Source organism: Monashia sp. HAY1-5C, from assembly GCF_056755255.1.
Genome location: NZ_JBPGXG010000008.1, coordinates 1 through 22,616, shown reverse-complemented (window position 1 = coordinate 22,616; position 22,616 = coordinate 1). Strand labels below are relative to the sequence as shown.

Genomic DNA, 22,616 nt, shown 5'->3' with positions numbered 1-22,616 from the left:
CGTCGGCTCCTACGGCGCGAGCGCGGCGACGGCGCGCGCCACGGCCGGTGCGACGCGCTCGTCGAAGACGCTCGGGACTATGAGATCGGCCGTTGGCTCCTCGACCAGGCCGGCGATCGCGTACGCGGCGGCCAGCTTCATGTCCTCGGTGATCTCGCGCGCGCCGGAGTCGAGCGCGCCACGGAAGATGCCGGGAAAGGCGAGGACGTTGTTGATCTGGTTCGGGAAGTCCGAGCGACCCGTCGCGACGACCTCGGCGAACCGCGTGGCGACGGACGGGTGCACCTCCGGGTCGGGGTTGGCCAGGGCGAAGATGGCCGCGCGAGGCGCCATCCGCATGAGGTCCCGCTCGGCGACGGTGCCGCCGGAGACACCGACGAGCACGTCGGCGCCGTCGAGCGCGTCGCCGAGCGCGCCCGTCACGCCACGGCGGTTCGTCACGGCGGCAAGGTCCGCCTTGTGCGGTGCGAGGTCCCCGCGGTCCGGACCGAGGACTCCGCGGGAGTCGACCACGACGACGTCACCGACGCCCGCCGCCAGCAGGATCCGGCTCACCGCGACCCCGGCGGCACCGGCGCCCGACACGACGACGGTGACGTCGGCCATGGCCTTTCCGACGACCCGCAGCGCGTTGACGAGGGCCGCGAGCGCCACGATCGCGGTGCCGTGCTGGTCGTCGTGGAACACCGGGATGTCGAGCCGCTCGCGCAGCCGGCGCTCGATCTCGAAGCACCGCGGCGCCGAGATGTCCTCGAGGTTGATGCCGCCGTACGTGGGCGCGATGCGTGCCACCGCGTCGACGATCTGCTCGACGGTGCCGGTCTCCATGCACACCGGGACCGCGTCGACCCCGGCGAAGTGCTTGAACAGGACGGCCTTGCCCTCCATGACGGGCATCGCCGCGAGGGGCCCGACGTCGCCGAGACCGAGCACCGCGGTGCCGTCGCTGACGACGGCCACCGTGTTGCGCCGGGTCGTGTAGACGGCGGCCAGGCCGGGGTCGGCGGCGATGGCCCGGGACACCTCGGCCACGCCGGGCGTGTAGAGCAGCGACAGGTCGGCTGCGTCGCGCAGCTCGGACGTGGCGTGCACCCCGAGCTTGCCACCCACGTGGGCCCGGAAGACCGGGTCCCTCGGGTCGGCGAGCTGGCTGGTGGGCAACGCACTCATGACGGAACACCTCGTTCGCGTGAGAGGAAGAGGGCAGGCGGCCCTCGCTGGGTGGTGCGGTGCGGGGGTCTTGCCTGCACGATGTCGTCTCGCGTCCGGGGGTTGCCCGATCCGGACAGTCTGGCATGTACCGGCCTCGTGCCCAAGGGCGGACGCCGACGTGTGAGCGCCGTCTCAGTCGGTCAGCGTCGAGCCCAGGACGCCGAGCAGGGCATCGACCACGCGCGGGTCGTACTCGTAGCCGAGGCCGAGGTAGATGCGCTCGACGGCGGCCTCGCGCGCGCGGGCGCTGCGGGACCCCGCGGTGAGGTCCTCGTAGGCGTTGACGACCTTGAGGATGCGGCTCGTGAGCGGGATCTCCTCGCCGAGCTCGCGGACCTGCCGGTACGGGGTCGTCTGGTGCTCGAGGATCTGCACGGCGCCGCCGAAGACACCTGTCTCGCGGACGATCGCGACGGAGTCGGCGGCGATGCGACGCTGGTCGGCGGGGGCGGCCAGGACGGTGGCCCCGCCCGGGATCGGCTCGACGAGGGCCACCTGGCCGATGTCGTGCAGCAGCGCCGCGTACTCGAGGTCGAGCAGCTCGCGCTCGGACAGGCCCAGCTGCCGACCGACGCGGACGGCGAGCGAGGCGACCCGCTCGGAGTGGCCGGACGGGGTGTACCCGGCAGCATCGGTGAGGCGCGAGAGCGTGCGGATGCTCTGCAGGTAGGTCGCCCGGATGCTGACGTAGCGGCGGAACGCGAAGAGCGTCAGGACGAGCGGCAGGATGAACAGCGGCAGCGCGATGACACCGAGCGGGGGCAGCGCGAGCGCGACGAGGACGCCGGTGACCACGACCGCGCCGGACAGGGCGAAGGAGGACCGCGCCTCCTCCATGAACGTGCGCCGCAGGTCGGCCGTCGCCATGGCCCGCAGGACCGACGTGAAGAGGGTGTCGGCGACGAGGGCCGCGACGCAGATCACGAGCATGAGCAGGGCCCGCTGCCACGGCACGAGGGTGTCCTCGTGGGCGGCTCCGGCAGCTCCACCGGCTCCGCCGGGGCTCTGCCCCAGGTGGACCGTGCGGTAGAGAAGCGCGGCCACCACCACGGCGAGGAACCGCCCGGTCGTCTCGACGAGGCTCACCTCGCGGCCGCCGAGCACCCGCGCGCCGGCCCCGAGGGCCATCGACACCGAGGTGACCGCGAGGACGAACGCCGTCGAGTGGGTCAGCTCGACGGAGGGACCGACGCGCACGGCGAACGCGAAGGCCAGGGCCGTCGCGGTGGCGATCGGCGCCGACCCGCGGAACCCCGGGGCGGCGAGCTGGAACCACTCCCCGAGCACGATGGTGACGGCGAAGGCCGCCGTGACCCCGATGGCCGGCTGGGAGCCCAGTCCGGGGGTGTCCTCGGCGCCCACGGCGAGCACGACACTGCCGACGAGACCGGTCAGGCCGACGACGAGCGCCACCGGCTCCCGGTAGAGGCCGCGCTTCACGACGACACCGAGCCGACGCTGGTCGGCAGGCCGTGCTTGTCGAGCGCCGCCCACGTGGCGGCGACGACCGCCGGGTCGAAGCGCCCGCCGTCGTCGGTGAGCCGGCGGTAGAGGTCGGCCGAGGTGCCGGCGGCAGCGGACGGGTCGGAGGAGGACCTCTCGACGGCCGTGACGACGGCGAGCACCCGGGCAGCGATGGGGATGTCGGTGCCGGCGAGCCCGTCGGGGCGGCCGCGCCCGTCGAAGCGCTCCTGCTGGTGCCGGATGCCCGAGCGCGCGTCCTCGAGGAAGTCGATGCCCTCGATCATGCGGGCGCCCATGACGCAGTGGCGGTCGACGATCCGCCGCTCTGACTCGGTCAGCGCGCCCGGGGCCCGACGCAGCAGGCGCGTCGGCACCCCGAGGTGGCCGATCTCGTGCAGCGTGGCCGCGTACCGGATCGTGCCGATCTGCGCCGGCGTCAGGGCGAGCTCCTCGGCGACCCACTCGGCGAGCGTCGCGGCGCGCCGGCTGCGGTCGACGGCTGCCGGCTCCTTGGTGCCGAGGGCCGTGACGAGGGTGTCCACGGTGCGCTCGTGGGAGCGCAGCTCCTCCCCGTACTGGATGAACGCCCAGCGGGCCGCGAGCAGCGGCGCCATGACGAGGAGGGCGCTGAAGGGGCCGAGTCCGGCGGGGAACCACAGGATGACGAAGAGCAGCCCGATGACGCCGTAGCCGATGTAGGCCAGGCCCGACCCGCTGAGCACACGGCGGAGCTGGATCCAGAACGGGATGCCCTGGTCGAGGTGGATGACCCCGGACAGGAGCGCCGCGTTGACGAGGCAGGCGGTGACGTCCGCGGCCAGCAGCGGCCAGCCGACCGCGGTGGCCAGCTCGGCGGGACCCTTGCCGACGGTCTGGGACCCCGCCCGGCCGCCGAGCATGGCGTAGACGAGGCCCCCCGCGGCCCCGAGCAGGCCGCTCATGCTCGCGTTGAACATCGTCGCCGACCATCGGCGCTGACGCCGGTCGACGAGCATCGACAGGGAGCCCACGACCCACGCGCCGAACGTGCCGACGATGGCGGCCGAGGCGACGAGGATGATCGACAGGAAGGAGAAGCTGATCTTCAGGCCGACGTCCGGCTCACGGATCTGGAAGCTGAGCACCCCCATGACGCAGAGCAGCAGCAGCGGCCCGAGCTCGAGACGCCGGGTGGTGAACCACGCGAGGACACCGGTCAGGACCGATGCCAGCACCACGGCCGCGAGGTAGACCGGCAACCACCGGGATCGGCTCGTCGCCGTGGTCACCATGCTCACGGCGTCCACCGTAGTGCGACGGCGCCACGGACGTGGAACGTCCGTGGCGCCGTCGGTGGAGGTCGCGCTCAGCCGCCCCAGCCCCAGACGCTGGCGAACGAGATGACGGCGCGCGTGGTGTAGTCGGTGGTGGCGGCGAGGGCCGACAGGAGAGCAGCGAACATGTGGGGGCTCCTTCAGGTGGTGATGTTCCGGATGCGTGCGCCATGGAGGGGCTTGCTGCGGCAGCACAGAACAACAGAGGTTTCCCTCGGCGTTCAGGGTGACATCAGCGTGCAGGCATGCGGAAGCACGTCCGGTGGTAAGCGGCCGGATCTATACCAAGATTTTACGTTTGTGAGCGCAAACCCCCTGTGGATTCGGCGCCCCGCCACGCGTGTGGAAGAATCGGGGCTTCGTGCCCGTTCCGGGCAGCACCCCAGAAGCATCCACGAGGAGACCCCGATGAGCAAGCGCGCCCGCAAGCGTCGCTCGCGCAAGGGCAACGCCGCCAACCACGGCCGCAAGCCCAACGCCTGAGCCGCAGACGTCAAAGGCCCACCTCCCCCAAGGGAGGCGGGCCTTCGTCGTTCCCGGGCCGCACGAGGCCCGGACGGTTACTGGCCGCGCTCGACGGTGATGACCGTCATCGAGATGCGCGACATGATCGTCGTGCGCAGCGAGTCGGGCGCCTCCTCGCGACCGCACGAGCGCTTGATCAGCGCCTTGAGCGTCGTGTCGAGGTCGTACTCCTTGAGACAGGGCCCGCACTCGTCGAGGTGGGCCTGGATCTTGGCGCAGTCCTCCGGCCCGAGCTCACCGTCGAGGTACTCGTAGACGCGCAGCAGGGCCTCCGAGCAGTCGGTGCGCCCGCTGTCCCCACCGGTGCTGTCGTGGTGACTCATGACCCGCTTCCTTCCGTGCCCGGGCGGCCCGTCGGGCCCGCCCCGCTCGTCGTGCCAGCGGCCCCGGCCTGGGCGAAGCCCCGACCGGCGGCGTACTCGGACAGCAGCTCGCGGAGCTGGCGCCGGCCGCGGTGCAGGCGGCTCATGACCGTGCCGATCGGGGTCTCCATGATCTCGGCGATCTCCTTGTAGGAGTAGCCCTCGACGTCGGCGAAGTAGACCGCGAGCCGGAACTCCTCGGGGATCTCCTGCAGGGCGCGCTTGACGTCGCTGTCGGGCAGGTGGTCGAGCGCCTCGGCCTCGGCCGACCGCAACCCGGACGACGAGTGCGACTCGGCGCGCGCCAGCTGGTAGTCCTCGATCTCGGCCGCGTCCGACTCCAGCGGCTGGCGCTGCTTCTTGCGGTAGCTGTTGATGTAGGTGTTGGTGAGGATGCGGTACATCCACGCCTTGAGGTTGGTGCCCGGGCGGTACTGGTGGAAGGCCGCGTACGCCTTGGCGAACGTCTCCTGCACGAGGTCCTCGGCGTCGCTCGGGTTGCGCGTCGTGCGCAACGCCGCGCTGTAGAGCTGGTCGAGCAGCGGCATCGCCTCGCGCTCGAACCGGGCGCGGCGCTGCTCGGGCGTCTCGGCCGAGACGTCGACGGACGCGTCGGCGCCGGCCTGCGCGTCCGCGTCGGCAACCTCGGGGCCGGGCTCCGCGAGACGCAGGGGAGCCGTCGGGTCGGTCTGCTTGTCCTTAGCCATCACGTCCCAGCCTAGTCGGGCGCCTAGTCGGGCCGGGCCGGCCGCCACGGCGGCTCCGGTGCGCCGGGCCTCGGAGGGAGAGCCGGACCGGCGCTCGGGGGCGACGCAGGGGCTGGGAACCATGCCACGTGCAACGGTCACACGCCGGGCAGCATTCCCGCGATCCGGGTCAGCTCCTCGGCGAGCCGGGTCCGTGAGCTGCGGGGGAAGCTGTGGGCGCCCGGGACCTCGACGAGCGTCGCGCCGGGCGGCAGGTGGGGACGCACCTCCTCGGGTGTGCCGAACGTGTCGCGGAGGCCCTGGACCACCCAGGTCGGGTCGGGTGCGAGCGCCAGCTCGTCCGCGCGCAGCCGGTCCGGACGGCCCGGCAGGTGGAGCGGGAAGCTGAGCAGGAGCGCGGCGTCGGCCCCGAGGGCGGCCGCCGTCCGGCAGGCGACGCGGGCGCCCGCGCTGCGACCGCCGACGACGAGGGGACGCGGCAGGCGGGACCGTCCCGACAGCAGCGCCTCCACGACCGGCACCCAGGCCTCGTCGAGCGTCGGCGGCCGCCCGGCGACCTTGCGCCCGGCGACGAGCCACGGCTGCTCGACGAGCGCGACCGCCCGGCCCGAGGCCACGAGGGCCTCGCGGGCCACCGTCAGGTCGAGCGCCCCCAGACCCCCGCCGGCGCCGTGCCCGAGGACGACCGTCGAGCCGGCGCGCACCGGACGCCACACGTGGACCCGCGCGGGACCCTGCGGTGTCTCCACCTCGCGGACGGCGGGTCGCACCCCGTACCCTCGTCCGGGCTCTCGCGACGGCGGCGTCACGACCCGATCACCTCGCCGGTCATCGGGTCGACGACACCGACGAGCTCCTCCCTGGGCACGGGGTCGAGCAGGTGCGGGCCGTTGTTCGACGTGGCCCCGACAGCTCGGCCGACCGGGTAGGCCTCGAAGCGGCCCGGGCTCGCGAACTCGAGCACGCCCTGGACGTAGGCGGGGTCCTTCTCGGCCGGGTCGAGCCAACGCGCCCACTGTTCCGGCTCGAGGACGAGGGGCTGCCGGTCGTGGATCCGGTCCATGCCCGGGTCGGCGGCGGTCGTGATGATGGTGAAGGTCGTCAGCCAGGCGTCCGGGTCGCCGTCGGGTCGCTGGCGGTCGCGCCAGAACTCGTACAGGCCGGCGAAGCCGACCGGCGCACCGTCGGCGCGGCGGATGAAGAAGGGCTGCTTGCGCGGCTTGCCCTTGGCGTCGAGGGCGGTCGGCGAGACCTGCCACTCGTACCAGCCGTCGGCCGGCACGACGCACCGCCGCGACAGGGCCGCCTTCGCGAAGGCCCCCTTGCCGAGGACCGACTCGGCCCGCGCGTTCGTCATCCGCTGGCCCATCGTGACGTCCTTGGCCCAGGCCGGTACGAGCCCCCACGTCAGCAGGCGCAGCTGACGCACCGCGGCCGTGTCGACCCCCGAGCCACCGCGAGCGACGCCGGTGGCGTCGGCGGGGTCCGCGGAACCGGCGGCATCGGCCGCGTCGGCGGCGCTGGGGACGCGAGGCGCCCGGGTCAGCACGACCGGCGCCTGCTTGGACGGCGCCATGTTCCAGTCCGGCTCGCCCGCGGGTGGGTTCTGGGGGTTCTTGAGGATGCTTCGGGCCGGCTCGGCGGTGTGGTCCTCGTCGACGTCGAAGGCCTCGACGAGCTCGTCGGGCCGGGCGCTGGCGGCGTACCTCCCACACATGGCGCCCAGCCTAGGTCCACCCGGTGTCGACGCCCGTGTCACGCCAGTGTCACGCCCGGGTCGGTGGGCGCGGGGGCGTGCGACCGCGGGTATGTCGCTACCGTAGGTTCCCACTGGTCCACGATGGCCACGCCCGTCCCGCACGGCCGTGGCCGGAGGAGGAAGGTCATGATCGTCCGCCGTCTCGCTCGTCCCCTGCTCGCGTCCGTGTTCATCGCCGCGGGGGTCGATGCCCTGCGCAACCCGTCCGCGCGCACCGACAAGGCGGCGCACCTGCTCGGGAAGGTCCCGGACCAGGTGCCCGGCTCGGACAAGGTGGCGCGCGCCGCGAAGGACCCCGACCTCGTCGTCCGCGTCAACGGCGCGGCGCTCCTCGGCGGCGGCGTCCTGCTGGCCACGGGCCGGCTGCCGCGCATCGCGTCCACCGTGCTCGCCGCCTCGATCGTGCCGACGACGGCGATCGAGCACGCCTTCTGGGACGAGACCGACCCGGCCCGCAAGGCCGCGAGCCGCAGCCTCTTCCTCAAGAACGTCGGCCTCCTCGGCGGCCTGCTCCTCGCAGCCGCCGACACCGCAGGCCGTCCGGGCCTCGCGTGGCGCGCCCAGCACGCCACGAAGACCACGCGCCGTGAGGCACGCCACGCCAGGGCGACCGCCACGCGCGAGGCCCGCCTCCTCGCCCATCGAGCCCAGGACGTCGTGAGCTGACTTGAGTCCCGCTGATCCCCTCCCTGCCGATCCCCTGCCCACGGGCCCCCACCAGGCCGCGGGTCCCGCAGGTGCCGAGGCCGGTCCCGCCGGTGGCACCCTGACGGACACGCGGACGGGCACCCCGACCGACACGCCGACCGACACGCCGACCGACACACCGACGGACCCGGACTGGCCGGCGCCGACCGCCCCCGGGCCGCTGGACGCCACCGTGGTCCTGCCCGGCAGCAAGTCCCTGACCAACCGCTACCTCGTCCTCGCGGCCCTCGCGAGCGACCGGTCGCGCCTGCGGGCGCCGCTCCGCTCGCGTGACACGCTCCTCATGGCCGACGCGCTGCGCAGCCTCGGCGTCCGCATCGACGACGTGCCACCGGAGGGCGAGACCGCGCCCGGAGCCGTCGAGGACTGGCTCGTCACTCCCCCGGAGACGCTCCGGGGCGGCGGGCGCGTGGACTGCGGCCTCGCCGGCACCGTCATGCGGTTCCTGCCCGCGGTCGCCGTGCTCGCCGACGGCCCGGTGCTGCTCGACGGCGACCCGCAGGCGCGGGTCCGGCCGATGGGCCCGGTCATCGACGCGCTGCGCACGCTCGGCGCCGACATCGACGACGCCGAGGGGCACCTGCCGATCAGCGTCCACGGACGCGGCGGGCTGGCCGGCGGCAGCGTCACGATGGACGCGTCGATGTCCTCGCAGTTCATCTCGAGCCTCCTGCTCGCCGGCGCCCGCTACGACGACGGCGTCACGGTCCACCACGACGGCAAGCCCGTCCCGAGCGAGCCGCACATCCTCATGACGGTCGAGACGCTCCGCGACGCGGGGGCCATCGTCGACGACAGCGAGCCGAACACGTGGCGCGTCGAACCGTCGGAGATCAACGCCCTCGACGTGTCCGTCGAGCCGGACCTGTCCAACGCCGGGCCCTTCGTCGCGGCCGCGCTCGTCGCCGGCGGCACGGTCCGGGTACCGGGCTGGCCCCAGCACACGACGCAGGCCGGCGACATGCTCCGGGAGATCCTCGACGCCATGGGCGCCGACGTCCGCCTCGACCGCTGGGGCCTGACCGTCAGCGGTGGCGACGAGCTCGCGGGCATCGACATCGACCTGCACGACGCGGCCGAGCTGACCCCGACCGTGGCCGCCCTCGCGGCGCTGGCGTCCAGTCCGTCGTGGATCCGTGGCGTCGCCCACATCCGCGGGCACGAGACCGACCGGCTGGCCGCGCTGACGGCCGAGCTCGGCGGTCTGGGCAGCCGGGTCACCGAGACCGAGGACGGTCTGCGCATCGCGCCGGCGGCCTTGCACGGCGGGCGGTTCCGCACCTACCACGACCACCGCATGGCCACCGCGGGCGCGATCGTCGGCCTGCGCGTCCCCGGCGTCCAGGTCGAGGACATCGGCACGACCCGCAAGACGCTGCCGGACTTCGTCGGCCTGTGGCACGGCATGCTCGCCGGTGCGGCGCCCGTGGTGCTGCCCCGATGAGCTGGCGGGACCTCGACGAGGGGGACGTCCGCGTCCGCCCCAGCCGCAAGGGCTCGAGGCCCCGCACCAAGGAGCGTCCGGCGCACGCCGACGCGGTCGTCGCGATGGTCATCGGCGTCGACCGCGGGCGGTACACGTGCCTCGTGCCCCAGGGCGCGCTCGGGCGCAAGGAGCCCGAACGCGTCGTCACGGCCATGAAGGCACGCGAGGTCGGCCGGACCCGGGTCGTCGTCGGCGACGACGTCGCGCTCGTCGGCGACCTCGCCGGCGGACCGGATGCCCTGGCCCGCATCGTGCGCATCGAGGACCGCCGGTCGGTGCTGCGACGCACGGCCGACGACACCGACCCCTACGAGCGGATCATCGTGGCCAACGCCGACCAGCTCGTCATCGTCACGGCGCTCGCCGACCCGGAGCCGCGGCCGCGGATGGTCGACCGCTGCCTCGTCGCGGCCTACGACGCCGACCTCGAGCCGCTGCTCGCGCTGACCAAGGCGGACCTCGTCGACCCCGCCCCCTTCCTGGCGACGTACGCGCCGCTCGAGGTCGAGCACGTCGTCACGGCCCGGACCCGCGACGGGTTCACCGGCCTCGAGGAGCTGCGCGACCGGCTGGCGGGCAGGGTCTCCGTGCTCGTGGGGCACTCCGGGGTCGGCAAGAGCACGCTCGTCAACGCCCTCGTGCCGACGGCGATGCGGGCCACCGGCGTCGTCAACGACACGACGGGACGTGGCCGGCACACCTCCACCAACGCCGTCGCGCTGCGCCTGCCCGACGACGACGGCTGGGTCATCGACACCCCGGGCGTGCGCTCGTTCGGGCTGGCCCACATCGACCCGGACCGCATCATCGACCACTTCCCCGACCTCGCCGAAGGCACCGCCGAGTGCCCCCGCGGCTGCACCCACGACGAGGACGAGTGCGCGCTGGACGCGTGGGTGGCCGGTGGGCACGCCGGTTCCGCCGGACCGTCGCGGCTCGCCTCCCTGCGCCGGCTCCTGTCGAGTCGCTCGACCGAGGAACGCTGAGGCACAGGGATGCCCGTTCTGCCGAGACGCCTCGGCACACGTCGCGGACGCCACCGCGCGACCGTTCCCACCGCGGTCGCCCGGCGCAGGCTAGGTTGACCCGGTGACCTCCTACGACGACGACCTCCGCCTGGCCCACGTGCTCGCCGACGCCGTCGAGCGCGTGACCCTGAGCCGTTTCCGCGCCGCCGACCTCGTCGTCGAGAGCAAGCCCGACCTCACGCCGGTCACCGACGCCGACCGGGCCGCCGAGGAGCTCGTCCGGTCCCAGCTCAAGCGCACCCGTCCGCGCGACGCCGTCCAGGGCGAGGAGTTCGAGACGACGGGCCACGGGCCACGGCGGTGGATCGTCGACCCCATCGACGGCACGAAGAACTTCGTCCGTGGCGTCCCGGTGTGGGCGACCCTCATCGCCCTCGTGGTCGACAACGTGCCGGTCCTCGGCGTCGTCTCCGCCCCGGCCCTCGGTCGGCGCTGGTGGGCCGCGGTCGGCAGCGGCGCCTGGACCGGCCGGTCGCTGTCGTCGGCCAAGCCGATCGCGGTGTCGCAGGTGGGACGCCTCGGGGACGCGTCGCTGTCGTACTCCTCGCTCTCCGGCTGGCGGGTACGAGGGCGGCGCGACGACTTCCTCGACCTCATGGACGACTGCTGGCGCACCCGCGCCTACGGGGACTTCTGGTCCTACATGCTCGTCGCCGAGGGTGCCGTCGACATCGCCGCGGAGCCCGAGCTCGAGGTGCACGACATGGCCGCGCTCGTCGCGATCGTCGAGGAGGCCGGCGGGCGGTTCACGGGGCTGGACGGCCGACCCGGCTGCTGGAGCGGCAACGCCGTGGCGACCAACGGCCTGCTCCACGACACGGTGCTCGAGCGCATCGGCATGCCGTCCGACCGCGAGACCGCGCGCGCGGCCTCGAACCCGGAGAACGCCTGAGCCATGGGGCTGCTCGTACGCGCGGCAGGCCCCGCCGACGTGCCCGCGCTCGCAGCGGTCGCGGCCGAGACCTTCGCCCTCGCCTGCCCGCCGGACATGACGCGCGACCGCGTCGAGGCCTTCGTCTCCGACGTGCTGTCCCCGGACCGGTTCGCCGAGTACGTCCTCGACCCGGCCCGCCACCTGCTCCTGGCCGAGGAGGACGGCACGGCCGTCGGCTACGCGATGCTCGTGGCCGGCGAGCCGTCCGACGACGACGTCCGCGCTGCGATCCGTCACCGGCCCACCGTCGAGCTGAGCAAGATCTACGTGCTCCCCTCGTCGCACGGTCGCGGTACCGCCGCTCGTCTCATGGCCGAGGCGATCGGGTGGGCACGCTCCACCGGTGCGGCCGGCATCTGGCTCGGGGTGAACCAGCAGAACGAGCGCGCCCAGCGGTTCTACGCCAAGAGCGGCTTCGAGCGCGTCGGCGCCAAGCGCTTCCTCGTGGGCGGCCGGTACGAGGACGACTACGTCCTCGAGCAGCCGCTGACCTGAGCGCGGTCAGCGACGGCGTGCTCCGGCCCGTCCGGCGGGGCCTGGTCAGCGAGGCGCGTCGCGCACGACGGTGACCTCGCCGAGACCGAGGCCCCGGACGGCTTCCAGGTGCGCCTCGGCGTCGCCGACGAGGACGATCGTCCAGCCGGCGCCCGGCTCCTCGCCGGTGATCCCGGCCTCCTCGGCGAACCGGCGGAACGCCGCCTCGACGCGGGCGGCGTCGACCGTCGCCAGGTCGCGCAGGTTCTCGGTGGTGAAGGCCGTCGTGCGGCCGTCGAGCGCCATGCCGACGGCTTCGTCGGCGATGGTGTCGGCAGTGGCGTAACGACCCGGGGCGGTCTTGGAGATGTAGTCGACACCGGAGCGGATCTCCTTGTCGCTGAACCCCTTCCATCCGCCGCCCAGGATGTCGAGGAGCAGGCGCACGGCGTCCTCGGTCGAGTCGGACCGCACGGAGCCGGTGGTGAGGAAGAGCCCGCCGCGACGTCGGGGACGGAAGCTGGAGCGGATGCCGTAGGTGTAGCCCTTCTCCTCGCGGAGCACCGCGTCGACGCGCGCGTTCGGAGACCCGCCGAGGACGAACCCCAGCACCGGGTAGGGCGCCCAGCCGCCCTCGACCGACCGGTCGGGCCCGGGAGCCCCCACGACGAGCTCGGTCTGCACCGAACCCGGACGCGACACGAAGACGACGCGCGACCGGTCCGGGGCCAGCGTGCCCGCGGTGTCGAGGTGCCTGCCCCGTTCACGAGGCCCGTGCTGCCATCCGCCGAGGGCCGACTCGACGAGGGCGGGCACATCGAGGCCCTCGAGGTCGCCGGCGACGACCATCGTCACACCGGCGGCGACGACGTGCTCGGCGTGGAACGCCACGACGTCGTCGCGCGTGATGGCCGCCACGGTCTCGCGGGTCCCGCCGGTGGGGCGGGAGGCGCGGTCGTCGGCGTCGTAGAACGTGCGGACGAACTCGAGGATGGCCCGGTGCGCGGCGACGGACCGCTCCTGCTCGATCTCGGCGAGCCGGGTGCGAACCTGGCGTGCCACCTCCGCGTGGGGGAACACCGGCTCGGTGAGGATCTGGCGCAGCAGGTCCAGGGCCGGCTCGAGGTTTCCCTTGACGACGTCGAGGTCGACCGACAGGCCGGCCTCGGACAGGCCGGCGCCGAACCCCACGCCCTTGCGCTCGAGCAGCCGGGCGAACTCGTCGGCGCTGTGCTGCTCGGTGCCCTCGTCGAGGGTGCGGGCCATGATCGTCGCGACGCCTTCGCGGTCCCGCGGCTCGTCCCGCAGTGATACGGGCAGGCCGAGGCGCAGCGACAGGACGTACTGGCCGGGCACGTCGTAGGTGACCAGGTGCAGGCCGTTGGGCAGGTCGTGGGTCACGGGCTCCGGGAAGGCCCAGGGCTGCGGGGCGGCGACGGCGGGTCGAGCGACGGTGGTGTCGGACGTGGGCGTGCTCATGCCGCCTCCTCCCCCTCGCCGCCTGCGGTGGCTCCCGGCTCGGCGAGGTAGCGCACGACCGCGCGAGCCTCGGGCGCGAGCCACGCGGCCGTCACGGCGCGGACCGCGTCGGGGGTCACGGCGCGGACCTGGTCGACGAACGCGTTGACGTAGCCGGCGTCACCGGTCAGCAGGGCGTGGTGGCTGATGTGGTCGGCCCGCTCCTCGATGCTGGCGAGGGCGCTGAGCCACGAGCGCTCCGTGTCGGCGACGACCGACTCCATCTCCTCGGCGTCCGGCCCCTGCTCGGCGAGGGCCGACAGCTCCTCGCAGAGCACCTCCTCGACCCGCTCGACGTCGGCGCCCTCCGCGACGTCGACGGTGAAGGCGCCCAGACCGACGCCGTCGACGAGGCCCATCGTCCAGCCCCCGACCGCGACGGCCGTCTCGTCGTGGCGCACGAGGCGCCGGATGAGGCGCGAGCTGGCCAGGCCGCCGAGCACGTCGACGGCGACCTGGCAGGCGTGGTACTCGGGCGTCGTGTCGACGGGCAGCCGGAACGCCACGTAGAGCCGGTCGTTCGGCACGTCACCGACGCGGTCGAGGCGCACCGGCGCCTCCAGCGGCGGCAGCTGCGGCCGTCTTGGCTGCTCGTGCAGCTCGATGGCCGGCAGGTGGCCGAAGTACCTCTCGGCGGCAGCGAACCCGTCCTCGGGGGTGAGGTCCCCGACGAGGGTGAGGACGGTGTTGTTGGGGCCGTAGTGGGCCCGGAAGAAGGCGTGGACGTCCTCGACCGTCGCCGCGTCGAGGTCCTCCATGGAGCCGATCGTCGGGTGGTGGTAGGGGTGGTCCTCCGGGAAGGCCGTCGCGTAGATGTCGATGAGGGCCGTGCCGTACGGGACGTTGTCGTACCGCTGGCGCTTCTCCTCCTTGACGACGTCGCGCTGGTTGTCGAGGTTCTCCTGGTTGACCGCGTCGAGCAGGTAGCCGTGCCGGTCCGCCTCGAGCCACAGGGCGAGCTCGAGGGCGCCGGTCGGGACGGTCTCGAAGTAGTTCGTGCGGTCGAACCACGTCGTCGCGTTGAGGCGGGCGCCCTCGTCCATGAGCGCCGAGAAGTGCTCTCCCGAGGCCACGTTGCGGCTGCCCTGGAACATGAGGTGCTCGAACAGGTGCGCGAACCCGGTGCGCCCGGGCGCCTCGTGGCGGGAGCCGACGCCGACCCAGAGGTTGACGGCGACGTTGGGCACGGCGTGGTCCTCGCTGACGATGACGCGCAGACCGTTGGGCAGCGTGCGCTCCGCGAGGGGATAGGAGATCGACGTCACGCGCTCGACCCTATGCGACGAGGGCGAGAGTTCGCGGGCGCCCTCGGGACCTCGCGCGACGCCGCACCCTAAGCAAACTGTGAGTTATGGTTGTGACGAATAGCATCACTTTACGCTATGGTTGGTCCATGACCGCCAGCACCACTCCGGACCCCGACCTGCTCGCGACCATCCGCGCCTCCGTCATCGGCGACGACCAGGTCATGGTCGGCCCGTACGGCCCGCGCCGCGTCACCTACGCCGACTACACGGCGTCGGGGCGGGCGCTGGGCTTCATCGAGGACTTCGTCCGCGACGAGGTCCTGCCTCGCTACGCGAACACGCACACCGAGAGCTCGGGCACCGGCCTCCAGACGACGCGGCTGCGGGAGGACGCCCGTCGGACCATCCGCGACGCCGTGGGCGGCGACGACGAGACCGTCGTCGTCTTCGCCGGCTCCGGCTGCACCGGCGCCATCGACAAGCTGGTCGGCATCCTCGGCCTCCGTGTCCCGTCCGGCTTCGAGGACCGTTGGCACGCCAGCGAGCTCGTGCCCTCCGACCAGCGCCCGGTCGTCTTCATCGGCCCCTACGAGCACCACTCGAACGAGGTCATGTGGCGCGAGTGCGTCGCCGACGTCGTCGTCATCCCCCAGGACCTGGACGGCCATGTCGACCTCGTGGTGCTGCGGGAGCGGCTCCAGGAGCATGCCGACCGGCCGTTGCGCATCGGCTCCTTCTCCGCCGCGAGCAACGTCACCGGCATCGTCACCGACACCGACGCGATCTCGACGCTCCTGCACGAGCACGGCGCCCTCGCCTTCTGGGACTTCGCCGCCGCGGGACCGTACGTCGACATCGAGATGTACGGGCGCGGGGGGCGGGGCGTCGCGAGCGACCTGGCCCGCAAGGACGCCGTGTTCCTCAGCCCGCACAAGTTCATCGGCGGTCCGGCCACGCCGGGCGTCCTCGTCGTCCGGCGTGAGCTGCTCACCAACCGGGTACCCGACGTCCCGGGGGGCGGCACCGTCGCCTACGTCAACCCGGCGGCCCACGACTACCTCACCGACCCCGCCCACCGGGAGGAGGGCGGGACGCCCGCCATCGTCGAGTCGATCCGCGCCGGGCTCGTGTTCGCACTCAAGGAAGCGGTCGGCGTCGCGACGATCCGAGCCCGCGAGGACGCCTTCCTGCGCCGCGCCGCCGAGGCCTGGACCCAGGAGCCGGCCATCGAGATCCTCGGCAACCTCGACGCCGAGCGCCTGTCCATCGTCTCGTTCGTCGTGCGCTCCCCCGACGGCCCGTACCTGCACCACAACTTCGTCGTCGCCGTCCTCAACGACCTCTTCGGGATCCAGTCGCGCGGCGGGTGCTCGTGCGCGGGGCCCTACGGCCACCACCTGCTCGGCATCGACCTCGAGCGCTCGCACGAGTTCGAGCGTGAGATCGGCCGCGGCTGCGAGGGCATCAAGCCCGGATGGGTGCGCATCAACTTCAACTACTTCATCTCCGACGCCGTGGCCGACTACGTCATCGAGGCCGTCCGGCTCGTGGCCAGGGACGGCTGGCGCCTCCTCGGTGACTACTCCTTCGAGCCGGCGACGGGTCTGTGGCGACACCGCAACGGGCCCGTCGAGCCACCGCTGCGACTGCGCGACGTCCGCTTCGGCGCCGACGGCCTGCACTACCCGCGCCACACCGACCGGCTGGGCGAGGAGGCGCTGGAGCAGCACCTCGCCGATGCCCGGCAGGTCCTCGCCGAGGCCGAGCCCGTGCGGTGCGGCCCGGGCAGCGTCGACGTGGACTTCGACCACCTGCGCTGGTTCGAGCTGCCAGCCACGAGCCTGGCCTGAACCTCGGGCTCCGGTCCGCCGCGCCTGCGTGGCGGGCCGGGTCAGCGGGTCAGCGCGCCTCGTCTCGTGCGGCGGCCTGCAGCGCCGCCTCGCGAGCGGCTCGTTCACGCCGCAGACGCTCCTTGGGGTCGTTGCGCTCCCCCAGCTGGGCCGGGCCGAAGAGGCTGAGGCCGAGCATCCTCAGGTTGTAGCCGAGGCGGTAGGCGAGCGACAGACGCCCGGAGCGGGGGGTTCGGGCCATGAGGACCACCTCGTGAAATCGTTCGTGCACTGATGATTAGGACACATACTATCCTGAGGTCGAGGACCGAAGGACAGGAGACATCGGCGTGACCGCACCGGACCACGACCAGCCCACCGTGCCCACCGTGCCCACCGTGCCCACCGTCGGCGCCGGTGCGTCCCACTCCCCCGATGACCTCCTGCGGCTCGACCAGCAGGTCTGCTTCGCCCTGGCGGTGGCCGCCCGCAACGTCATCGGGCTCTACCGCCCGATCCTCGAACCCCTGGGACTGACCCATCCGCAGTACCTCGTCATGCTCGCCCTGTGGGAACGGGCGCCCCTGACGGTCAAGGAGATCGGCGACCTCCTCAGCCTCGAGCCGGCCACGGTCTCACCGCTCGTCCGACGCCTCGAGGGGGCCGGGCTCGTGCGCCGCGACCCGCACCCCACGGACGACCGCGCCCTCCACGTCGGGCTGACGGAGCAGGGTCGCGAGCTTCGCCGGAAGGCCCTCGGCGTCCCGCCGCAGGTCATCGCGCGGCTCGGCATGGAGGTGTCCCAGCTCCAGGACCTGCACCGCGAGCTGAGCTCCGTCATCGCCGCCACCCGGACGGTGAAGGCCTGAGCCCGTCTCAGCGGACGACGGGCCCTCAACCACCGGAGGCCGGGGCGTGCAGGGGATGCGGCTTCAGCGGTTCGTTCGCCGGTCCCTGCAGCACCCTGCCGTCGACGGCGAACCGCGAACCGTGACAGGGACATTCCCAGGCCGTCTCCGCGTCGTTGAAGTGCACCAGGCAGCCGAGGTGGGTGCACGTGGCGGAGACCGCGGTCAGCAGGCCGTCGGCGTCGCGGTAGACGGCGCACCTCGTGCCGTCGATGCGGGTCACCGCGCCCTGGCCGAGCGGGATCTCGTCGACGGAGTCCACGTGGGAGGTGAGCCGGTCGCCGACGAAGTGGCGGGCGACCTTGGCCTGCAGCTTCACGGCTGGTCCCAGCTCGGTGAGCGGGTGCAGGCGACGGGGGTCGTACAGCGAGGCCCACGGGTTGTCGCGCTCGCAGACCAGGTCGGTGAGCAGCCGGCCGGCCAGGACGCCGCTGGCCATGCCCCACCCGCCGAAGCCCGTTGCGACCCAGGTGTTCTGCGCGCCCAGGTGGAACGGCCCGATGTAGGGCACCCTGTCCAGCGAGGTGGCGTCCTGGGCTGCCCAGCGGTAGACGACGTCGGCGGTGGGGAACTGTCCCCGGGTCCAGTCGAGGAGCTCCTGCCACAGGCGGGTGACGTCGCCGTCCCCCGGTGTGAAGTGTTCGCCGGTGACGATGAGCAGCCGCCGACCGTCGTGCCAGGGGGCGCTGCGCAGCGACCGCGTGTTCTGCTCGGAGGTGATAAACAGACCCTCGGGGACCACGTCGGGCTGTACGGCGGCGGCCACGACCAGCTCACGCCGGACGGAGAGCCGGGAGAACAGCAGGGCGCGGTCGAAGACCGGGTAGTTGGTCGTCACGACCACGTGGCGAGCCGTGACGGTGGCGCCCTGCTCGGTCACGACCCGGCACGGGGAGCCCTCGGTGAGCTCGACGACCCGCGACCGCTCGTGGACCTGCGCTCCCCGGGCGACCATGTCCTCGACGAGGCCGAGCAGGTACTTGCGGGGGTGGAACTGCGCCTGCCCGTCGACGCGCACGGCGCCGGCCACGGTGAAGGGCAGAGGTGTGTCGGTGGTGAAGGTGGCCGGCAGCCCGGCCCGACCGGCCGCGTCCGCCTCGGCCCTCAGCGCGTCCACCTGGGCCGGGTCCTCGACGTAGACGTAGGCGGGGCAGCGCTCTAGCTCGCACGCGATGCCCAGCTCGGCCGCGACCTGCGCCACGTGCTCGATCGCCTCTTGCTGCGACGCGGCGTAGCGAGCCGCGGCCTCGTCGCCGAGGTGCCTGGTCAGGTGGTCGTAGATGAGGGTGTGCTGGGCCGAGAGCTTGGCCGTCGTGTACCCGGTGACGCCGGCCGCGACCCGGTCGGCGTCCAGCAGCGCCACCGTGAGCCCCGCGCGGGTCAGCTCCCAGGCCGTGCTGATGCCCGCCACGCCGGCCCCCACCACGACGACGTCGACCGTGACGTCCTCGGTCAGCACGGGGTACGGCGTGCCGGGCGGCACGGTGGCGATCCAGTGCGACTCCTGGTTTCCCGGTAGCACGTCAGGTCCTCTCGACTCAGGGCAGGTGTCGGGGCGGCCCAGGCCCGGGCGTGCCCCACGGCGAGCCGTGGCCGGAGGCACCGGCGGCTCGTGCTGGTACATACCCCTTCACCGGGCTCGGGGCGACCGCCGGCAGCACCGACCCCGGAACGACGAAAACCCCCGAACCCGAGGGTTCGAGGGTTTCCGGTGCCCTCCTGCCAGGAGGGCCTGTGTAGCGGGGGCAGGATTTGAACCTGCGACCTCCGGGTTATGAGCCCGGCGAGCTACCGAGCTGCTCCACCCCGCGTCGGTATGTCTCAACCCTAGACGACGCCCCCGGGAAAGACCAAATCGGCCCTGTCGACCCGGGTGTGCACAGCCTCCACGACTGCCCGCAGCGGTGTCGTCGTCGGGGTGACGACTGGGGCGGCAGCCGAATCAGCCACTGCCCCAGTCGTTTTCGATCACGACGCCGACGGGCGTCGACGCGTCCGCTCAGGGACGCGTCGTCGCCGTGCCCTGCGGCGACGCGGCCACGGCGCGCTCGAGGGCCTGCTTGAGGCGGGCCTGGGCCTGACCGTACGCGGCGAAGTCGCCACGCTTGAGCGCCGCCTCGCCCTCGGCATAGGCCGCCTCGGCGTCCTTGAGGGCCTGAGCGAGGGCGCCCGCGTTCGGGGTGCCCGGCGGGGCGGGCCGTGTCGTCGTCGGGCTCGGCGTGGAGGTGCTCGTGCCCGTCGGGGTCGGGGTGCCTCCGGTGCCACCGGGGCCACCGGCCCCCGGCGTCGAGGGCGTGCCGGTCCCCGTGTCCCCGGCCGAGGCCCCGGACTCGCCGCCGAAGAGGTCGTTGAGCGCCGCGTCGAGGGAGCCCGCCCACGCGATCTTGCCGCCGAACGCCACGGCGACCGCGTTGAGCTTCGGGAAGGATCCGCTTCCGCTCGCCCGGGCCGCCTGCACGTAGATCGGCTGGACGTAGAGCAGGCCGCCGCCCACGGGCAGGGTCAGCTGGTTGCCGAAGATGACGTTGGCGCCGTTGCTGCTCGTCGTCGAGATGAACTGGGCGAGGGTCAGCTGCCGACCGAGCGACGCGTCGTTCGACGTCGTGCTCGACGTTCGCATGTCGTTGTAGACCTGGCCCGGACCGCTGACGTTGCCACCGCCCATCTCGAGCAGCCGCATCGTGCCGTAGTTCTGCGAGCGTCTGCCGTCCTGGTTGCCGGCGTCGCCGTCGACGGCGAGGAAGCCGGACAGGACGTTGCGGTCACCCGTCGGCATGAACGTCGAGGTCAACGAGAAGGCCGGCGAGCTCTGGCCCGGCATCGCGAGCGAGAGGTAGTACGGCGGCTGGATGAGGTCCCCGCCGGACTGCGTCGGGTCGTCCGGCACCCGCCAGAAGTTCTGGCCGCCGTAGAAGGAGTTGGCGTCCTTGTCGTGGTACCTCTGCAGCAGCTGGCGCTGGACCTTGAAGAGGTCCTCCGGGTAGCGCAGGTGCTCCATGAGCGAGCCCTTGATGTCCGACATCGGCTTGACGACACCGGGGAAGATCGACATCCAGGCCTTGAGCACCGGGTCCTGGTCGTCCCACTGGTAGAGCGTCACGGAGCCGTCGTACGCGTCGACGGTGGCCTTGACCGAGTTGCGGACGTAGTTGACCTGGCCGCCCTGCACGGCGCGGACCGCGGTGCGCGTGCTGGTGACGGCGTCCTCGGTGGCCGTGTCGAGCGTCGTCATCTCCGAGTACGGGTAGTTCGCCGAGGTGGTGTAGCCGTCGAGGATCCACAGGACGCGGCCGTCGACGACCGCGGGGTAGGCGTTGCCGTCGAGGGTCAGCCACGGCGCGACGCGCTGCACCCGCTCCCGCGGCGTCCGGTAGTCGAGGATGCGCGAGTCGTTGGTCACGGCGTCGGACAGGAGGAAGTTGATCTCCCGGTACTTGACGGCGTACGCGAGGCGGCGGAGCGCGTCGAGCTGGACGCCGCCCGTGCCCTGGTAGGCGTAGGTGATCTGGCCGGTGCCCTTGGGGTCCGGGTAGTCGAACTCCTTCTTGCCGCCGCCGACGATCGAGTAGTCGGGCGAGTACTCGCCGAAGTAGATGCGCGGCTCGTACTTGCCGAGCGCGCCCTCGGTGCCGATCTGCGACTCGAAGAAGGTCGGCTCGCCGTCCGAGTCGCGGGTGTTGCCCTTCGCCGCGACGACGCCGTAGCCGTGGGTGTACACGGTGTGGTCGTTGAGCCAGTTCCGCTGCAGGTCGGGCACGCCGTTGAGGTCCAGCTCTCGGGCCGCGATGACGGTGTCCTGCAGCTTGTCGTCGAGCCGGTAGCGGTCCACGTCGAGGACGTCGGCGAACTGGTAGTAGCCCTTGCTCGCCTCGAGCTGTTTGAAGGTCGGGCTGACGATGTTCGGGTCGATGAGGCGGATGCCGGGAACCGTCGCGGCGTCACCGCGCAGCTGGCCGGGGGCTGCGACCGTCTTCGTGTCGTACGCCTCGACCTTGATCTTGTCGAAGCCGTATGCGGCCTGGGTGGCGTCGATGTTGCGCTGGATGTACGGCACCTCGAGCGACTTCTCCGAGGGGCGCACCTTGAGCGACTGGATGAGCGCCGGGTAGATGCCGCCGACGGCGACGACGATGACGGCGAGCACGGCGACGCCGACAAGGGGCAGGCGCCAGGACCGGGTCCAGATGACCGTGAGGAACATCAGGGCGCACATGACGGCCGCGAGCGCGAGGATGCCCTTGGTCGGGATGTCGGCGTGCGCCTGGGTGTACTGGATGCCGGTGATCTTCGTCGACTGCGCCGTCGCGAGGTTGTACCGGTCGACCCAGAACGCGACGCCGCGCACGAGGACGAGGACCGCGGTGATGACGGACAGGTGGACGCGGGCCGCCTGCGTCGAGCGCATCTTCTGGCTCGCGACGATGCCCCCGTAGAGGTAGTGCGTGAAGGCCGCGGTGATGAAGCCGATGACGAGGATCATCGTCAGGAAGGCGATGACGAAGTTGATCCACGGCAGGTCGAAGACGAAGAAGCCGACGTCGAGGTGGAACTCGGGGTCCTGGCTGCCGAAGGGGGTTCCGTTGCGCCACAGGAGGAAGGTGTCCCACTGCGTCGCTGCCGACAGACCGGCGAACAGGCCGATGGCGAGCGGCGCGGCGACCGTGGCGGTGCGGCGCATCGGCTCGACGAGCTGCCGGTAGTGCTCCATGGCCTGCGTGTCGGGTGACGGCGCGTAGATGGGTCGGGTTCGGAAGGCGATGTGGATGCTCGACCACACGACCGCGGCCGTGAGCAGGCCGCCGACGACGCCGAGGACGGTCTTGGTGACGAGCTGGGTCGTGAAGACCGAGGAGAAGGAGACCGACTGGTACCAGAGCACCTCGGTCCAGAACTGGGCCGCGATGGCCAGGACGACGACGAGGGCGCCCGCGACGACGAGCGCCGTGACCAGGGGGCGCCGCGCGGGCGGCAGTGCCGCGCCGTCCGGGCGCCGCGGTGGGCCGGCGTCGTCGTCGTCGAAGTTGCGCGGAGGGGGACCGAAGTTGCTGTCGCTCACGTGGCTGTCTCTTATACACATCTCCGAGCCCACGAGACGGAGCTACATCTAGTGTGCCGTCTTTTGCTTTGGGGGGGGGGGGGGGG

20 protein-coding genes and 1 tRNA gene are annotated in these 22,616 nt (G+C 72.6%); 8 read left to right on the top strand and 13 right to left on the bottom strand.

All coding sequences use genetic code 11. The features are described 5' to 3' along the window. Nucleotides 1-9 precede the first annotated feature (9 nt). The 3 genes from ACR9ZK_RS02340 to ACR9ZK_RS02330 form a co-directional block, all read right to left on the bottom strand. A complete protein-coding gene (locus tag ACR9ZK_RS02340) occupies nucleotides 10-1,170 on the bottom strand; it encodes an NAD(P)-dependent malic enzyme (RefSeq protein WP_481339710.1) in 1,161 nt (386 codons plus the stop codon). A gap of 174 nt (nucleotides 1,171-1,344) precedes the next feature. Beyond that, complete coding sequence (locus ACR9ZK_RS02335; RefSeq protein ID WP_481339708.1) at nucleotides 1,345-2,652, bottom strand: HD-GYP domain-containing protein; 1,308 nt, start codon at nucleotides 2,650-2,652, stop codon at nucleotides 1,345-1,347. Continuing rightward, complete coding sequence (locus ACR9ZK_RS02330; RefSeq protein WP_481339812.1) at nucleotides 2,649-3,947, bottom strand: HD-GYP domain-containing protein; 1,299 nt, start codon at nucleotides 3,945-3,947, stop codon at nucleotides 2,649-2,651. The genes ACR9ZK_RS02335 and ACR9ZK_RS02330 overlap by 4 nt, the downstream gene beginning before the upstream one ends. A gap of 450 nt (nucleotides 3,948-4,397) precedes the next feature. Between ACR9ZK_RS02330 and ACR9ZK_RS02325 the strand changes: the two genes are divergently transcribed. Continuing rightward, on the top strand, nucleotides 4,398-4,472 hold the full coding sequence (locus ACR9ZK_RS02325) for a 50S ribosomal protein bL37 (RefSeq protein WP_369791897.1): 75 nt from the start codon (nucleotides 4,398-4,400) through the stop codon (nucleotides 4,470-4,472). A 77-nt stretch (nucleotides 4,473-4,549) separates the two neighbouring features. Here the strand turns inward: ACR9ZK_RS02325 and rsrA are convergent, their stop codons facing one another. The 4 genes from rsrA to ACR9ZK_RS02305 form a co-directional block, all read right to left on the bottom strand. After that, nucleotides 4,550-4,837 carry a mycothiol system anti-sigma-R factor gene (gene rsrA / locus ACR9ZK_RS02320; protein WP_481339705.1) on the bottom strand — a complete coding sequence of 96 codons (288 nt, stop codon included), beginning with the start codon at nucleotides 4,835-4,837 and terminating at the stop codon, nucleotides 4,550-4,552. Further along, complete coding sequence (locus ACR9ZK_RS02315) at nucleotides 4,834-5,583, bottom strand: sigma-70 family RNA polymerase sigma factor (protein ID WP_481339703.1); 750 nt, start codon at nucleotides 5,581-5,583, stop codon at nucleotides 4,834-4,836. Before ACR9ZK_RS02315 ends, rsrA begins: the two co-directional genes overlap by 4 nt. Before the next feature lie 137 nt (nucleotides 5,584-5,720). Next, nucleotides 5,721-6,353 (bottom strand): alpha/beta hydrolase family protein, encoded by a 633-nt coding sequence (locus ACR9ZK_RS02310; RefSeq protein ID WP_481339701.1) that lies wholly within the window; start codon nucleotides 6,351-6,353, stop codon nucleotides 5,721-5,723. A 35-nt stretch (nucleotides 6,354-6,388) separates the two neighbouring features. After that, complete coding sequence (locus tag ACR9ZK_RS02305; RefSeq protein WP_481339699.1) at nucleotides 6,389-7,300, bottom strand: SOS response-associated peptidase; 912 nt, start codon at nucleotides 7,298-7,300, stop codon at nucleotides 6,389-6,391. A 168-nt stretch (nucleotides 7,301-7,468) separates the two neighbouring features. Between ACR9ZK_RS02305 and ACR9ZK_RS02300 the strand changes: the two genes are divergently transcribed. From ACR9ZK_RS02300 to ACR9ZK_RS02280, 5 genes are all read left to right on the top strand, one after another. Beyond that, the gene (locus ACR9ZK_RS02300) at nucleotides 7,469-8,008 is read left to right on the top strand and encodes a DoxX family protein (protein WP_481339697.1); all 540 of its coding nucleotides are present in this window, start codon (nucleotides 7,469-7,471) and stop codon (nucleotides 8,006-8,008) included. 1 nt (nucleotide 8,009) lies between these two features. Then, on the top strand, nucleotides 8,010-9,494 hold the full coding sequence (gene aroA, locus ACR9ZK_RS02295; protein ID WP_481339694.1) for a 3-phosphoshikimate 1-carboxyvinyltransferase: 1,485 nt from the start codon (nucleotides 8,010-8,012) through the stop codon (nucleotides 9,492-9,494). Continuing rightward, nucleotides 9,491-10,522, top strand: a complete 1,032-nt coding sequence (gene rsgA / locus ACR9ZK_RS02290) for a ribosome small subunit-dependent GTPase A (protein WP_481339692.1) — start codon at nucleotides 9,491-9,493, stop codon at nucleotides 10,520-10,522. Before aroA ends, rsgA begins: the two co-directional genes overlap by 4 nt. 103 nt (nucleotides 10,523-10,625) lie before the next feature. Beyond that, nucleotides 10,626-11,456, top strand: a complete 831-nt coding sequence (hisN, locus tag ACR9ZK_RS02285; RefSeq protein ID WP_481339690.1) for a histidinol-phosphatase — start codon at nucleotides 10,626-10,628, stop codon at nucleotides 11,454-11,456. Nucleotides 11,457-11,459: 3 nt separating this feature from the next. Continuing rightward, the gene (locus ACR9ZK_RS02280) at nucleotides 11,460-11,993 is read left to right on the top strand and encodes an N-acetyltransferase family protein (protein WP_481339687.1); all 534 of its coding nucleotides are present in this window, start codon (nucleotides 11,460-11,462) and stop codon (nucleotides 11,991-11,993) included. 45 nt (nucleotides 11,994-12,038) lie between these two features. On the opposite strand, the gene ACR9ZK_RS02275 is transcribed toward ACR9ZK_RS02280, so the two are convergent. Together ACR9ZK_RS02275 and ACR9ZK_RS02270 are read right to left on the bottom strand one after the other, a co-directional pair. Then, entirely contained in the window at nucleotides 12,039-13,451 is a 1,413-nt protein-coding gene (locus ACR9ZK_RS02275; protein ID WP_481339685.1) for a M16 family metallopeptidase, read from the bottom strand. Further along, a complete protein-coding gene (locus ACR9ZK_RS02270; RefSeq protein WP_481339683.1) occupies nucleotides 13,448-14,755 on the bottom strand; it encodes a M16 family metallopeptidase in 1,308 nt (435 codons plus the stop codon). Before ACR9ZK_RS02270 ends, ACR9ZK_RS02275 begins: the two co-directional genes overlap by 4 nt. A gap of 128 nt (nucleotides 14,756-14,883) precedes the next feature. On the opposite strand from ACR9ZK_RS02270, the gene ACR9ZK_RS02265 reads away from it, so the two are divergent. After that, nucleotides 14,884-16,587: an aminotransferase class V-fold PLP-dependent enzyme gene (locus ACR9ZK_RS02265; protein WP_481339680.1), complete on the top strand. Its 1,704-nt coding sequence runs from the start codon at nucleotides 14,884-14,886 to the stop codon at nucleotides 16,585-16,587. 49 nt (nucleotides 16,588-16,636) lie between these two features. Here the strand turns inward: ACR9ZK_RS02265 and ACR9ZK_RS02260 are convergent, their stop codons facing one another. After that, nucleotides 16,637-16,828: a hypothetical protein gene (locus ACR9ZK_RS02260; RefSeq protein WP_481339678.1), complete on the bottom strand. Its 192-nt coding sequence runs from the start codon at nucleotides 16,826-16,828 to the stop codon at nucleotides 16,637-16,639. Nucleotides 16,829-16,946: 118 nt separating this feature from the next. Between ACR9ZK_RS02260 and ACR9ZK_RS02255 the strand changes: the two genes are divergently transcribed. Beyond that, nucleotides 16,947-17,435 (top strand): MarR family winged helix-turn-helix transcriptional regulator, encoded by a 489-nt coding sequence (locus tag ACR9ZK_RS02255; RefSeq protein ID WP_481339808.1) that lies wholly within the window; start codon nucleotides 16,947-16,949, stop codon nucleotides 17,433-17,435. Nucleotides 17,436-17,460: 25 nt separating this feature from the next. On the opposite strand, the gene ACR9ZK_RS02250 is transcribed toward ACR9ZK_RS02255, so the two are convergent. From ACR9ZK_RS02250 to ACR9ZK_RS02240, 3 genes are all read right to left on the bottom strand, one after another. Beyond that, nucleotides 17,461-18,996: an FAD-dependent oxidoreductase gene (locus tag ACR9ZK_RS02250; RefSeq protein WP_481339676.1), complete on the bottom strand. Its 1,536-nt coding sequence runs from the start codon at nucleotides 18,994-18,996 to the stop codon at nucleotides 17,461-17,463. Nucleotides 18,997-19,211: 215 nt separating this feature from the next. Then, nucleotides 19,212-19,285, bottom strand: a tRNA-Met gene (locus ACR9ZK_RS02245). Nucleotides 19,286-19,473: 188 nt separating this feature from the next. Next, on the bottom strand, nucleotides 19,474-22,551 hold the full coding sequence (locus ACR9ZK_RS02240; protein WP_481339674.1) for a UPF0182 family membrane protein: 3,078 nt from the start codon (nucleotides 22,549-22,551) through the stop codon (nucleotides 19,474-19,476). Between the last annotated feature and the right edge of the window lie 65 nt (nucleotides 22,552-22,616).